The sequence below is a fragment of the Azonexus sp. IMCC34839 genome, from assembly GCF_047047955.1.
Taxonomy (GTDB): Bacteria; Pseudomonadota; Gammaproteobacteria; order Burkholderiales; family Rhodocyclaceae; genus Azonexus.
On the sequence record NZ_CP150631.1, the window covers coordinates 740,615 to 753,663 of the forward strand.

Here is a 13,049-nt window from a genome sequence, read left to right on the forward strand (position 1 = left end):
AGAGACAAGTCCGCCGTGCCGTTTGGCTTCTACATCATCATGGCCGCGCAGTTTTTTTCCGCGCTGGCCGACAACGCCCTGCTGATCGCTGCTATTGCCGCATTGCGTGAAATGCAGGCGCCGGCGGAATACGAACCTTTGTTGAAGACCTTCTTCACGGTCTCCTACGTCGTTCTGGCCGCCTTTGTCGGCGCCTTCGCCGACTCGATGCCGAAGGGCCGGGTGATGTTGATCAGCAACACGATCAAGATCGTCGGTTGCAGCATGATGTTCTTCAACGTCCATCCCCTGCTCGCCTACGCCGTGGTCGGCCTCGGCGCCGCCGCCTATTCGCCGGCCAAGTACGGCATCCTGACCGAATACCTGCCGCACCGCCTGCTCGTCGTCGCCAACGGCTGGATCGAGGGGCTGACCGTCGGCGCCATCATCCTCGGCGTCGTGATCGGCGGTACGCTGATCCGCCCGGAGATTGCCAGCCACATACTTTCCTTCGATTTCCCCATCCTCGACACCGGTGTCGACACGGTGGGTGAAATGGCCATCTGCATCGTTGCTGTGCTGTACATCATTGCCGCGCTATTCAACCTCTACGTGCCCGACACCGGCGTCGACCACAAGCCGCTGAAGAAGAACCCCTGGTATCTGGTGCATGAATTCAACCACTGCCTCGTCCTGCTCTGGCGCGACCGCCTGGGCCAGATTTCGCTGGCCGTGACCACGCTGTTCTGGGGTGCCGGCGCCACCTTGCAATTCATCGTGATCAAATGGGCCGAAGCCGCGCTCAACCTAGGCTTGTCCAAAGCCTCGATGTTGCAGGGCGTCACTGCCATCGGCGTCGCCCTCGGGGCGATCATCGCCGCCAAACTGGTCACCCTGCGCAAATCGGTGCGGGTCATCCCGCTCGGCATCGCCATGGGCATCATCGTGCTGGTGATGAATTTCGTGCATAGCCTGTGGCTGGCCGTTCCCTTGCTCATCCTCATTGGCGGCCTCTCCGGCTTCTTCGTCGTCCCGATGAACGCCCTGTTGCAGCATCGTGGCCATATCCTGATGGGCGCCGGCCACTCCATCGCCGTGCAGAATTTCAACGAAAATCTGTCGATCCTGATCATGACGGGGCTCTACTACCTGATGATCAAGATGGATTTGTCGATCTACTGGGTGCTGACACTGTTCGGCCTCTTCGTCAGCGGATTGATGTATCTGATCCGCCAGCGCCACCTGGCCAACCAGGCCGAACGCGACGATGTCCAGCATCTGGACGACAGCGCCCATCACTGAAACGCCGACACCAGGAATGGCCGCCCACCGCAAATAGCCACGGCATGTTCCGCAAACTCCGCATCCTGATCCTGCTGTTCATTCTGCTCACCGTCGGCCTCGGTGCCTGGCGGGCCAACAGTCGGCTGACCGCCTGGGAACACACCATCCACGTTGGCATTTACCCTATCGCCGCCGACGATTCACCGGCCACGCAAAGCTTCGTGCGTGCGCTGGATGCCGAGTCGCTGTCCGACATCGCCGCGTGGATGCAGGCGGAAAGCCAACGCTACGGCAAGCCGGTGCTGCGCCCGATCAGCCTCAACGTGGCGCCACCGCTGGCCGAGCAACCTCCGCTGCCGCCGGAGCATGCCAGCGCGCTGGACGCCATCGTCTGGAGCCTGAAACTCCGCTGGTGGGCCTCTCGCCACGACGCCATCGCCGGACCCAAGCCGCATGTTCGCCTTTTCGTCCTTTTCCATGACCCCGACCGGATACCACGCCTGCCCCATTCGACCGGCCTGAGCAAAGGTCAGGTTGGCATCGTCCACGCCTTTGCCAGTCGATTGCAACGCAAGCAGAATTCCGTCGTTCTGACGCACGAGTTGCTGCACACCTTTGGCGCCACCGACAAATACGACCCAGCCACATTGCTACCCGTCTATCCTGCCGGCTACGCTGAACCCGAGCGCAATCCGCGCTTGCCGCAACGCTTTGCCGAGATCATGGGCGGACGCACCCCTATCGACGAGCAACGCGCCGAGATCCCGGAAAGTCTCGACGACACCCTGATCGGCCCCACCACCGCGACCGAAATCGGGCTACTGCGCTGAGATATTCAGGGCATGAAAGCCACAAAGGCGCGCTTTCCCAAATGACATATTTGTAATTTTCATAAGAACGCTTTAGTCTGTCGTCGTAATTAACGACAAACAACAACGCTCACTCCACGGGCGCCCCAATGGTTGAACAGACAAAGAAAGCGACTAAATTCGAGTCGCGCTATCTGCTGGTTCTTGCACTGATCCTGCTGCTGTTCGCCGCTGCGGGGGCAGTCGCCTACCGTGGTATCGATCAATATCGCGAGACCCGCCTCGATATTCAGGAACTACTGCAAGTGGCGGAAACCATCCGCTACAGCGACGAAGTTCTGACCATGTCGGCCCGTATGGGCGCAATGACCGGCAATCCGGCATGGCAGGAGCGCTACGACAGCTTCGTACCGCAACTCGATGCGGCCATCGACGAAACCATCAGGCGCTTCCCGAAAGCCAAGAAGGCACTGGAACAAACCAGCGAAGCCAACGAGCGCCTTATCGCTTTCGAGAAAAAAGCCTTCGAGTTATCCCGTGCCGGTCGCACCGCTGACGCCTCGGCGCTGCTTTTGGGTGAAGAGTATGAGCGCGACAAGAAATACTATTCGGAAGGCCTCACCCTGCTGACTCAGGGAATCCACGCCTACCGCGACGAAGTTGAAGCTCGCTTGAACAAGGACATGCTGACGACCGAGGTCGTCGTCAGCACCTTGCTTGCCATTGTCGTCTTCGTACTGGTCTATGGCTTTCGCCTGATCAGCTATCGCCTGGAACTCGAACGCACCATGAGCGAAGCCGGACGCCGGTTGCTCGCGCAAGATCGAAGCAAGCTGGACGAAGGACTCCGCTGGATTCTGAAATTGGTGGCTTCGATGGCACACGCCAATTATTGCTACCTGCTGCGCCGCATTCCCGGAGAGCGCAATTCCGATTGGCAAACCTTTGCCCAATACGGCGACGGTAGCGAGCCCCCCGCGCTGAACGACACAATCATGAGCAGCCTGTTTTGCCGCCAGGACGAAGACGGCATCGTCTGGCTACCGTCGCTCGATGTCCTGTCGCAACCCCACGCGAAGGCCAAGGAAAAACTCCATGAGCTGGGCATCGGCAGCTTATTGGGCCTCCAGCTCAACCATGGCAAGGAATATGAGTTCTTTCTCGCTCTGGCCGGCTGTGGCACTCCACTGCACTGGAAAGATAGCGACGCACCGGTGTTGCGCACCATCGCCGAAATCATTGCTGGCGCCATCGAAGTCAAAGAAAAAGAGGAGGAACTCTTTCGCCTCGCCACCCATGACGACCTGACCGGCCTGAGCAATCGGCGTTGTTTTACCGAGGAACTCGAGCGCGAACTACTACGCGGCAAACGTAGCGGCCAACCTTCCGCTGTTTTGATGATCGACCTCGATCACTTCAAACAGGTTAACGACACCTACGGCCACGCCGTCGGCGACCGCGTCCTGCGGCATTTCGCCAGTCAAGCCCGACAAGCGTTGAGAGAAATCGATACGCTGGCGAGAATCGGCGGCGAGGAATTCGCCGCCATCCTGCCCCAAGCCGATGCCGACAGCGCGCTGGCCGCGGCCGAGCGTTTACGGGCCGAAATCGAACGCTCGATTCTGAACGTCGAGGGTTTGTCCTTGCCGATCACGGCCAGCATCGGGGTCAGCCTCACTCGCGAGGAAGACGTCGGCTACGGTTCGATTCTGAAACGCGCCGACCAGGCGCTCTACGCTGCAAAAAACGCCGGGCGCAACTGCGTCAGATTGGCGACTGAGCCCTAACGGCTCAATGGCGGCTTGCCGCCGGATTACAACGGCAGCTCAGGTGCCGCCTGTTGCCGCAAAACCTTGCGTGCCAGCAGCAGATCTTCCCAGGCCTTGGCTTTCTCCGGCAGATTGCGCAGCAGATAGGCCGGGTGATAGGTCACCACAACAGGAATACCGGCGTATTCGAACGGCTGGCCGCGTAGCGCCGACAGCGACTTGTCGTCATGCAGGATGGTATGCACGGCCGCCTTGCCGAGCAGCACGATGACCTTGGGCTTGAGCAAGGCGATCTGCCGTTCGAGGTAAGGACGGCACGCTGCCATTTCGCTGGCTTCCGGCGTCCGGTTGCCCGGCGGGCGACACTTCACCGCGTTGGCGATATAGACCTTGTTGCCACGCGCGATATCGAGCGCCGCCAGCATGTTGTCGAGCAGCTTGCCGGCCTGGCCGACGAATGGTTCGCCCTTCAGGTCTTCTTCGGCACCCGGACCTTCGCCGATGAACAGCCAATCCGGATTCAGATCGCCGACGCCTAGCACCGCCTGCTTGCGTTGCTGGCACAAACCGCAGGCCTTGCACTCGGCAACCTGGCGAGCCAATTCCGGCCAATTTGCCCCATCCACCGCAGCAATCGGCATCGGTGCTTGTATTGTCGGCGCTACCGTCTGGCGAACATCGGCAACGGGAGGCGCAGCCGTATTTTCCTCGACGTCAGGACCGGCCGGCTCGGCCACAGCCTTGTCGCGCAGCACCCAGAGCGGGGAAATCCCCATCTCGACCAGCATCTGCTCCCGGCTCAGGCTCATGACAACTCCCTGTCGAAGATCAGCGCATCCTCGCGCCCGACGATGGCCGGATAATAGCCCTTGCGCAGGCCGATCTGGCGGAAACCGAAATGCCGGTAGAGCGAGACCGCCTGTTCGTTGGACGGTCGCACCTCGAGAAACAGCTTGGCAGCGCCACCCAGTCGGGCAGACTCCATGGCATGACGCAGCAGACGGGCGCCGTAGCCCAGCCCCTGGAAGCGTTTGGCCACACCGATATTGAGCAGGTGTGCTTCGTCAAGCACCGACATGACCACCGAGAACCCAACCAGTTCGCCCCCGATGCGCAGCACCCAGACGCTATGACCGGCCTCCAGCGAATCAGCGAAATTCCCACGCGACCACGGAAAAACCTGCAAGGACGCCTCCAGCGCCGCAACGCTGTCGAGGTCACGCGGGTTCATCGGAAAAAACTCCGCGTCGAGCTGCAGGGCACTCACGCCTTGCCCCCTTCGCTGAGCCGTTCGGCCACGGTTTTCGCGACCTTGTCGCGCACATACAGCGGCGCTGCCAGCGCCGGGTCGATGGCCTCGCCCCGTGCCACGCGCGGCGCAGCCAGACGAGCGACCGCGCCGGCCGTCGGCAGGATGTCACCGCGCACAGCGATGCCCATTTCGTCGAGTCGGCTTTTCAAAGCCTGATAAGCCAGCGGCGCATTGCCGCAGGCCAGCCAATGACCGGCAGCCGGAATCTCGACGTTTTCTGGCGTCGTCAGACGGATTTCGCCGCTCAGCGCATAGCCTTCGTCAGTCTGCCGGTAACAGGCGGCATAAACCTCCCCCATGCGTGCATCGAGCAGCGAGAGCACCTGCTCGGCACCGGTCAGCGCAGCCATGGCCTCCAGGCTGGTCACCGGCAAGACCGGCACATCGCCCGCCACGGCCAGCCCCTGCGCGGCGCCACAGGCAACCCGCAAACCGGTGAAAGCCCCCGGGCCGGCGCCGAAAGCGATGGCATCGAGTTGCGCCACCTTGACGTTGGCCTCGGCCAGCAGTTCGCGCACCAGCGGCAACAGGGTTTCGGAATGCGGTTTTCCTACCGGGCACAGGCGTTCGATCAACTCGCCTTCATGCAGCAGGGCGCACGAGCCAAGTTCGGTGGAGGTTTCCAGGGCAAGAATCAGCATGGGCGGCATTCTACCGGAGGCCGCCCGCTCCCGTCGCCTATCGGCGCCAGGAGATCAATCGCGCCGCCACCCTCGGCCTGGCCCGGGGCCCGGGCCGGGACCGAAGTTATCGCGGCGATCCGGTCCGCCATGCCGCTCGCGCATTTCCTCGCGCAGGCGCTGACGATCTTCCGGCGGCAAGTCGCGCCAACGTGCCGGCGCGTTGTCTTCCCGACGCATTTCGCGCTCCTGCTGCCAATGCTCACGCATCTGCTGGCGCATCTGCCGACGCTCGTCCGGCGGCAGGTCGCGCCAATACCCCTGCCCCCAGGCCATGCTCGATCCGAGCAGGCTGGCAAGAAGAAGCGACAGGGCGATACGGAGTTTCATATTGGGCGAGACCAGTGTTACGTCGAGATAATTGTCCATCCAGACGCCGTCGGCAAGCCAGGAAAGATGTAAAAGAATGTTTCCCCGCCTCGGCCGGCAAAAGGCTGTTACGATTTGCCGCGAAGCATTTACGAAGCCGTGGTTATCCTTCAGCACATGAACGAACAACAACGCCAACACATTCTTGTCGTCGATGACGATGCCCGCCTGCGCGACCTGCTGGTCCGCTATCTCGGCGAACAGGGTTTCGAAGTTCGCGCCGTCGCCGACGGCCAGCAAATGGACAAACTACGTAGCCGCGAGCACTTTCATTTGATCGTACTCGATCTGATGATGCCCGGCGAAGACGGCTTGTCGATCTGTCGTCGGTTGCGCGGCCAGGGCGACCTGACGCCGATCATCATGCTCACCGCCAAGGGCGACGAAGTCGATCGCATTCTCGGCCTGGAAATGGGGGCTGATGACTATCTGCCCAAGCCCTTCAATCCGCGTGAATTGCTCGCCCGCATCCACGCCGTCCTGCGCCGTCAGGGTAGCAAACCGCCCGGTGCGCCGGACGACGGAGAAGGCACCATCCGCTTTGGCAACATCGAAGTCGATCTTGCCGCCCGCACGCTGAAGCGCGGCGACGAAACCTTGTCGCTGACCACCGGCGAATTCGCTGTGCTCAAGGTCCTGCTGCAACACCCGCGCCAGCCTCTGTCGCGCGACAAGCTGATGACGCTGGCCCGCGGCCGTGAGCAGGGCCCCTTCGATCGCGCCATCGACGTCCAGGTTTCCCGCCTGCGCAAGCTGATCGAAGCCGACCCGGCGCAACCGCGCTACCTGCAGACGGTCTGGGGCTTCGGTTACGTCTTCGTTCCGGACGGCGCAACGCGGGAAGCATGATGCCGCGCTCACTGCTGGCGCGCACCTTCTTTTTGCTGGCCCTGCTCGTCCTGCTGACGACTGCGGGCTGGCTGAGCCTGTTCCGCTTCATCGACGCCGAACCGCGCGCCAGGGAAAGCGCCCAGTTGGCCGCCTCGGCCGTCAACCTCATTCGCGCCTCGCTGTTTGCTGCCGCGCCGGAAAAACGTCCCGGCCTTTTCATCGAGTTTTCCAATCGCGAAGGCATTCGTCTGCTGCCCGCCGAGGCCAGCGATCAGATCGAGGCCTTGCCGGACACGCGCTTCGTCCGCCTGCTCCAACGCGAGCTGGAAGCACGACTCGGCAGCCACACGCGGATTGCCGCTGCAGTTGATGGCATCCCCGGATTCTGGGTCAGCTTCCGCCTCGATGAGCAGGATGAAGACGAATACTGGCTGGTCCTCCCGCGCGAACGCGCTGCCCGCAACTTTGCCCAGCACTGGCTGAGCTGGAGCCTGCTGGCCATCTTCCTGGCGCTGGCCATGGCCTGGCTGATCGCATCGCGCATCAGCAAACCGCTCAAGGCCATGGCGCGCTCGGCGCTGACTGTCGGCAAGGGACAAATCCCCGAGCCGCTACCCGAAGAAGGCGCCAGCGAACTGCGCAGTCTGGCCAGCGCCTTCAACGCCATGGCAGCCGACCTCGAGCGCCATGAAAAGGACCGCTCGGAAGTCCTGGCCGGCATTTCGCACGACCTGCGCACGCCGCTGACCCGCCTGCGCCTGGAAGCCGAAATGAGTATCGCCGACCCGGCGGCCCAACAGGCGGTGGTGGCCGACATCGAACAGATGGAAAGCGTCATCTCGCAATTCATGGACTATGCCCGCACCGAGAGCGGCGAAGCCCCGATGCCCACCGATCTGACCGGGCTGCTGCAACATATTGCCGAGCGTCAGGCCTGCATCGGCCGACCGCTCGAGGTGGCGATCGAGCCCTTGCCCGAAATGATGCTACGCCCCAAAGCCGTCACCCGCGCCGTCACCAACCTGATCGACAACGCCTGGAAATATGGGGCCGGACCGGTCAAATTGACCGCTGCTGCGGTGCACGGCGAAATTTGGCTAAAAATCAGCGACGGCGGGCCCGGCATACCGGAAAGCGAAATCGAGCGCCTGAAGCGTCCCTTCACCCGCCTGGAATCTGCGCGCACCAACGCCAGCGGTACTGGTTTGGGACTTGCCATCGTCGACCGCATCGCCCGTCTGCACGGCGGCCGTCTGGAATTGAACAACAATCCGCAGGGCGGCCTGACGGCCTGCCTGCACCTGCCGATCAGGCAGTAAAGGCGAGACAGGCCTCGTCCATACCGGCGAGCACCTGCGGCAAGACCTCACCGATTTTCGCGCCATCCAGCCCCAGGCGATTCCAGGCCACCCGATCGACCGGCATGACCAGATCGTTGCCTGGGTCGGCCACGCCCAGCGCATGGGCAATGGCATCGGCCATGTGAATCAGGTCGGCCAGGGAACTGGCTGTTGCCGCCGATGGCTCATGATGTTCGGCAACGGCGCTATACAGCGACAGCGGAAAGTTCCAGGCCTGGGCCAGCAAGCCGCCGACCGCGGCATGATCCATGCCCAGCACGTCGCGCTCGGCCACCGCCATCGGGCAATCGTGGTGCGCCCGATAACTCAGCGCCTCGGCATACTGCGGTGCAAAACAGGAAGCGAGCACCAGTTTGCCAATGTCGTGCAGCACGCCGCCGGTAAAGGCCAATTCGGCATTTTGTCGAACCGCCTTGGCCAGAGCATGTGCCGCCAGACCAACCGCCACGGAATGCCGCGTATAAACGCGCAGATCGAAGCCCGGGCAGCGTTCAGGCTTGAAAGTGCCACTGATCCCCACTGCCACCACCATGCTGCGCACAGCACGGAAACCGAGTATCGCCACAGCTTCGTTCAGGGTTGCAATACGGCTACGCAAACCATAAAAAGAGGAATTCGCCACCCTCAACACACGAGCGCTCAGCCCCTGGTCGCAGGCAATCTGGTGGGCGATGCGTCCGACATCGACGTCCTCGTCATCGAAAGACAGCAACAATTCCGAAACTGTCGACGGCAAAGCCGGCAATTGCTTCAGGTGCTCGACCACCTCACCTCGGGCCAAGCCGTTCATGTACGGCGCTCCGCCAGGAAATCAAACACGGCCTGATACAGCGCCCGCGTCTCGTTGCCTTGACCAGCATGCCGAAAATGGCGATCGAGGTCAGCCTGCAGCTTGCTCAGGCGCGCTTCCTTGTGCGCCTCGCTCTCGACAGGAAGCGAATCGATAGACTCTTGCTCGCCTTTGTTCACTTTTCCTCCAGAACCAGCAGGTGCCCGATTCGGTTGCCACCGAAATCGCAGGCCCGCCAGTGACCAGTGTATGTGGAATTACCGGCTTTGAGCGTGCAAATTCCGGAAAAATCCCCAACCTCTGGCAACAATTCCTGCAATGGCACACCCGGAGCAATGCCGCGTGCGGCGAGCAACTCCAAGGCACGCTCGTTGATCAGCGCGAGGATGCCGCATTCGTCCACGCCCAGCACCGGCCAGGGCAACTCGGCCATCACTTCCTGCAACAAGCGGCGGGCATGCGTTTCCTGAGCATGCAATTCGCGATTTTCCGCCTCCAGACGCTGGCGCTCGTCCTCGATGCGCATCAACTGACGCTCCACCACCTCGACTTCATGCGACAGGCGACTGAACTCTTCGGATATCTGACGCCGCCCCAGCGCCTCCTCGACCGCCTGACTCAGCGTTTCGGATTCGATCGGCAGATGGATGACCCGTTGCACCAGACCACCGCTGCTGAGCCTGGCCACCGAACGCCGGTTCCACTGCTTGCTATCGGCCAGCAGGATACGTTCGCAATCGGGCTGTGTGGCGATGGCCTGTTCAATCACCGGCAGCGGATCGAAATGGCCGCTCGGTGCGGCACAGACCAGGACATCGACCAGATTACCGGACAGCCACTGGATCGCCGAATCCACGTACTGAACGTGACAGACACGATGCCCGTCGCGCTGGAGTTGATCCAGAACGTCGTCGAAACCATCGACCCCGACAAAAAGCACCATCGGATAGCGCGTCCCCGATTGCAGCAGGTTCGGCGGCAGTCGCGTGTCGGCCAGCAGCAGACTTTTCAGATCGTCTGCCGGCAAGGGGCGCGAAAAGAAGTAGCCCTGAATGATGTCGCAGTGGTGCGAGATCAGCAGTGCCAGCTGCGCCGCCGTTTCCACCCCTTCGGCAACGACTTTCAGCTTGAGGTGATGCGCCATGGTAATCACGGCACGGGTGATCGAAGCATCGTCGGAATCGGCCGTGATGTCGCGCACGAAAGAGCGGTCGACCTTCACGGCATCGATGGGGAAGCGCTTCAGATACGCCAGACTGGAATAACCGGTCCCGAAGTCGTCGAGCGAGATCGTCACCCCCATCTTTTTCAGATCGGATAGCGTGCGGATCGCCGTATCGGCGTTCTGCATCAGCATGCTCTCGGTGATTTCCAGATCCAGGCAGCCCGGCTTCAAGCCAGTGCTGGCCAAGGTATCGGCAATATCCGTGAGCAGGCTGTCCGATTGCAACTGGCGCGCCGACAGATTGACCGAAACGCTAGGCAGGCCAATTCCCTCGTCCTGCCACGCCTTGAGCTGCCGGCAGGCCTCCTCCAGCACCCAACGGCCTACGGTGACGATCAGGCCGGTTTCCTCGAGCAAGGGGATGAACTGATCCGGCGGCACAATGCCGCGTCGCGGACTGTTCCAGCGCAACAAGGCCTCGGCCCCGGTGATATGACCATTGGCGCAACTCGCCTTGGGCTGGTAATACAGCACGAACTCCTTGCGCAGCGCCGCATTGCGCAGGTCGGTCTCAAGAATCAGGCGCTCGCGGATACCGTGGTGCATGTCGGCCGAATAGGCCAGGTAGTTGTTGCGCCCGTTCGCCTTGGCATGGGCCACGGCGATTTCGGCGTTGGTCACCAGCTCGTGCGCATCCTTGCCATCGCGGGAGAAAAAAGCGATACCGACACTCGCCGTGGCAAAGACATCCTGCCCTTCGACGCGAATCGGCATGATCAAGGTGTCGACAATACGACGCGCAACGATGCCGGCCTGCTCCTCGTTCGCCACATCGGGCAACAAGATGGCGAAAACGTCCCCGCCCAAGCGACCCAGCACATCCGACTCGCGCAAGGAACCGGAGAGGCGACCGGCCACCTGGCGCAACATTTCATCGCCCGATATATGGCCCAGCGTCTGGTTGACCTCTCGAAAACGGTCGATATCGACCAACATCAAGCCGAGCGGAATGCGCTTGCGCTTGGCCAGCGCGATCAGCTGCCGCGCCCGGTCGTAGAACATCATCTGGTTGGGCAATGCCGTCAGCGCATCGTAATGCGCGAAATACGGAATCTTCCATTGCTCGGCCACCTGGCTGGTCACATCGGTCGCGACGCCGCCGATACTGATGACCTTGCCCTCCTCATCGCGTACCGGAAAATTCCGGACATGCAGCCAGCGCACGCTGTCGCCCGGACGCTGAACCCTGATCTGCATATCCATTCCGCCTTGGCGGAATTCCTTCAACGCTTCGGCAAATGCATCCCTGTCCTCGTCGTGGACGTAACGCAACCAATCCTGATTGTCCGCATACAAGGCCTCGACGTAACGGCCCCAGATCTGTTCATAGGCTTTGTTAACGTAGGTAACGCGCTGCGTCTTGGCGTCGACCAGCCAATAACACTCGGGCGTATTGGTCGCCAGCTGGAAGAATCGAGCCTGGCCGAGATCGGCCCTGCGCTGCGATTCGAGCATCGGCTCGACCAGCCCAGCCTCACGGCGCAGACGTACGCGGACGCATTCGCGTTCGATCACGGCGAGCAGACGTGTCGGATTGCTCTTGAAAACGAAATCGCTGACACCAGCTTCGAGCAACTCCAGGGGGAAGGTTTTGCTCCCCCGCTCCACCGTCAATACAACCGGAACATCGGCTGCCTGTTCGCCAATCAAATCGACCGCCTCGGTCGCAGGCAGGTCCGGCAACGAGGTGCTGAGCAGAATCACATCCCATTGCTCCGCCTTCAGCGCCTCGGCAACCTCCGGATGCCCGGCGGCCTGCCGCGAATTGATAGCATGACCGCCGCTGCGCAACGCATCGAGAAGACGCTGCGCGTCCTTTTCGTTTGCCTCGACGAGCAAGACTCGCAACAGTGCGAAGTTGTCGGATTGTCGGAATTGCTCCACGCCACCCCCGGTCGTGTTACACGGCAGATATTTTGACAATGTGTCCACATTTGCTTTGTAACACGTTGTCGAATTTCTATAAATACCGACAGTTATGAAGCTTTCTTTAGGTTAAGCCTAAAGAATATTTCTCGCCGTACACAATCCGCCGCCTCAGGCAGAGAAATTGCTTAAGAATCAATATGGAATACCGCAAGTTGGCGATAGCTCGAGCCGCTTGGCGAAAGCGTGGATTCCACCAAAACCAAATGACGGCACTGCCATGAAATACCCTGCACTTCAGGCAGCTGCTCAGTCATACCAGGGAGATTCCGATGTGGCAGCTTTCTTACCAGCGTCAGGTGCGCAACGAAGGCCTCGTTTGGCCGGGCGACGGCAAAACCATTGTCGAGCAGTTCCCGGTTGAGGCTGGCAACCAGCGTTTGCAAAGCTTCCGGGGTATGGCTGCAGCCAGCCCACAGCAGGCGGTTGTGCGGCCAATAACCGAGGCGGTCGATACGCAGCTCGAAAGGCTCGGCCGCGACCCTGTCCAGCACCTCGATCAAAACGGGCAGACGCGCGCTCGGCATCTCCCCGATGAAGGCCAAGGTCAGATGAATGGTTTCCCGTCGTGTAGCGCGGCCGCCAAAGCGGCTGGCACAGTCGTTGGCCAGATCGGACAGGCCGGCAGCCGCTTCGGCAGGCGGCCAGAGGGCGACGAATACGCGGGACATCGGCACTTCCATCATTCCGTCATGCAGTCACGGGTTCAATGAT

The 13,049-nt window shown here is 61.4% G+C and carries 13 protein-coding genes; 5 read left to right on the top strand and 8 right to left on the bottom strand.

What is annotated here, in order from left to right; translation table 11 throughout:
• The first annotated feature begins 15 nt into the window (after window positions 1-15).
• From lplT to WIF35_RS03780, 3 genes are all read left to right on the top strand, one after another.
• Window positions 16-1,281 (top strand): lysophospholipid transporter LplT, encoded by a 1,266-nt coding sequence (gene lplT / locus WIF35_RS03770; RefSeq protein WP_412480234.1) that lies wholly within the window; start codon window positions 16-18, stop codon window positions 1,279-1,281.
• A 44-nt stretch (window positions 1,282-1,325) separates the two neighbouring features.
• Window positions 1,326-2,093 carry a hypothetical protein gene (locus WIF35_RS03775; RefSeq protein WP_412480235.1) on the top strand — a complete coding sequence of 256 codons (768 nt, stop codon included), beginning with the start codon at window positions 1,326-1,328 and terminating at the stop codon, window positions 2,091-2,093.
• Between the two features lie 128 nt (window positions 2,094-2,221).
• Complete coding sequence (locus tag WIF35_RS03780; protein WP_412480236.1) at window positions 2,222-3,859, top strand: diguanylate cyclase; 1,638 nt, start codon at window positions 2,222-2,224, stop codon at window positions 3,857-3,859.
• Between the two features lie 26 nt (window positions 3,860-3,885).
• Here the strand turns inward: WIF35_RS03780 and WIF35_RS03785 are convergent, their stop codons facing one another.
• Genes WIF35_RS03785 through WIF35_RS03800 form a run of 4 tightly spaced genes read right to left on the bottom strand, consistent with a single transcriptional unit; the run spans window position 3,886 to window position 6,202 of the window.
• Entirely contained in the window at window positions 3,886-4,650 is a 765-nt protein-coding gene (locus WIF35_RS03785; protein WP_412480237.1) for a uracil-DNA glycosylase, read from the bottom strand.
• The gene (rimI, locus tag WIF35_RS03790; protein WP_412480238.1) at window positions 4,647-5,072 is read right to left on the bottom strand and encodes a ribosomal protein S18-alanine N-acetyltransferase; all 426 of its coding nucleotides are present in this window, start codon (window positions 5,070-5,072) and stop codon (window positions 4,647-4,649) included. Before rimI ends, WIF35_RS03785 begins: the two co-directional genes overlap by 4 nt.
• A 32-nt stretch (window positions 5,073-5,104) precedes the next feature.
• Entirely contained in the window at window positions 5,105-5,794 is a 690-nt protein-coding gene (gene tsaB / locus WIF35_RS03795) for a tRNA (adenosine(37)-N6)-threonylcarbamoyltransferase complex dimerization subunit type 1 TsaB (protein WP_412480239.1), read from the bottom strand.
• Window positions 5,795-5,848: 54 nt separating this feature from the next.
• Entirely contained in the window at window positions 5,849-6,202 is a 354-nt protein-coding gene (locus WIF35_RS03800; protein ID WP_412480240.1) for a hypothetical protein, read from the bottom strand.
• 117 nt (window positions 6,203-6,319) lie between these two features.
• Here WIF35_RS03800 and ompR point away from each other — a divergent pair, with 117 nt between their 5' ends.
• Window positions 6,320-7,051: a two-component system response regulator OmpR gene (ompR, locus tag WIF35_RS03805; RefSeq protein WP_412480241.1), complete on the top strand. Its 732-nt coding sequence runs from the start codon at window positions 6,320-6,322 to the stop codon at window positions 7,049-7,051.
• Window positions 7,048-8,352, top strand: a complete 1,305-nt coding sequence (locus WIF35_RS03810; RefSeq protein ID WP_412480242.1) for an ATP-binding protein — start codon at window positions 7,048-7,050, stop codon at window positions 8,350-8,352. Before ompR ends, WIF35_RS03810 begins: the two co-directional genes overlap by 4 nt.
• On the opposite strand, the gene WIF35_RS03815 is transcribed toward WIF35_RS03810, so the two are convergent.
• From WIF35_RS03815 to thpR, 4 genes are all read right to left on the bottom strand, one after another.
• Window positions 8,342-9,184: an HDOD domain-containing protein gene (locus WIF35_RS03815; protein WP_412480243.1), complete on the bottom strand. Its 843-nt coding sequence runs from the start codon at window positions 9,182-9,184 to the stop codon at window positions 8,342-8,344. The genes WIF35_RS03810 and WIF35_RS03815 overlap by 11 nt on opposite strands.
• A complete protein-coding gene (locus WIF35_RS03820) occupies window positions 9,181-9,363 on the bottom strand; it encodes a hypothetical protein (protein WP_412480244.1) in 183 nt (60 codons plus the stop codon). Before WIF35_RS03820 ends, WIF35_RS03815 begins: the two co-directional genes overlap by 4 nt.
• Window positions 9,360-12,293: an EAL domain-containing protein gene (locus tag WIF35_RS03825; protein ID WP_412480245.1), complete on the bottom strand. Its 2,934-nt coding sequence runs from the start codon at window positions 12,291-12,293 to the stop codon at window positions 9,360-9,362. The genes WIF35_RS03820 and WIF35_RS03825 overlap by 4 nt, the downstream gene beginning before the upstream one ends.
• A gap of 170 nt (window positions 12,294-12,463) precedes the next feature.
• Entirely contained in the window at window positions 12,464-13,006 is a 543-nt protein-coding gene (gene thpR / locus WIF35_RS03830; protein WP_412480246.1) for an RNA 2',3'-cyclic phosphodiesterase, read from the bottom strand.
• Window positions 13,007-13,049 lie beyond the last annotated feature (43 nt).

Bases quoted from the DNA above. Each gene is read 5' to 3' on its own strand.
- tsaB (WP_412480239.1), bottom strand. From the start codon at position 5,794: ATGCTGATTCTTGCCCTGGAAACCTCCACCGAACTTGGCTCGTGCGCC.
- thpR (WP_412480246.1), bottom strand. From the start codon at position 13,006: ATGTCCCGCGTATTCGTCGCCCTCTGGCCGCCTGCCGAAGCGGCTGCC.
- WIF35_RS03800 (WP_412480240.1), bottom strand. From the start codon at position 6,202: ATGGACAATTATCTCGACGTAACACTGGTCTCGCCCAATATGAAACTC.
- WIF35_RS03780 (WP_412480236.1), top strand. From the start codon at position 2,222: ATGGTTGAACAGACAAAGAAAGCGACTAAATTCGAGTCGCGCTATCTG.
- WIF35_RS03810 (WP_412480242.1), top strand. From the start codon at position 7,048: ATGATGCCGCGCTCACTGCTGGCGCGCACCTTCTTTTTGCTGGCCCTG.
- WIF35_RS03775 (WP_412480235.1), top strand. From the start codon at position 1,326: ATGTTCCGCAAACTCCGCATCCTGATCCTGCTGTTCATTCTGCTCACC.
- WIF35_RS03815 (WP_412480243.1), bottom strand. From the start codon at position 9,184: ATGAACGGCTTGGCCCGAGGTGAGGTGGTCGAGCACCTGAAGCAATTG.
- WIF35_RS03785 (WP_412480237.1), bottom strand. From the start codon at position 4,650: ATGAGCCTGAGCCGGGAGCAGATGCTGGTCGAGATGGGGATTTCCCCG.
- rimI (WP_412480238.1), bottom strand. From the start codon at position 5,072: ATGAACCCGCGTGACCTCGACAGCGTTGCGGCGCTGGAGGCGTCCTTG.
- ompR (WP_412480241.1), top strand. From the start codon at position 6,320: ATGAACGAACAACAACGCCAACACATTCTTGTCGTCGATGACGATGCC.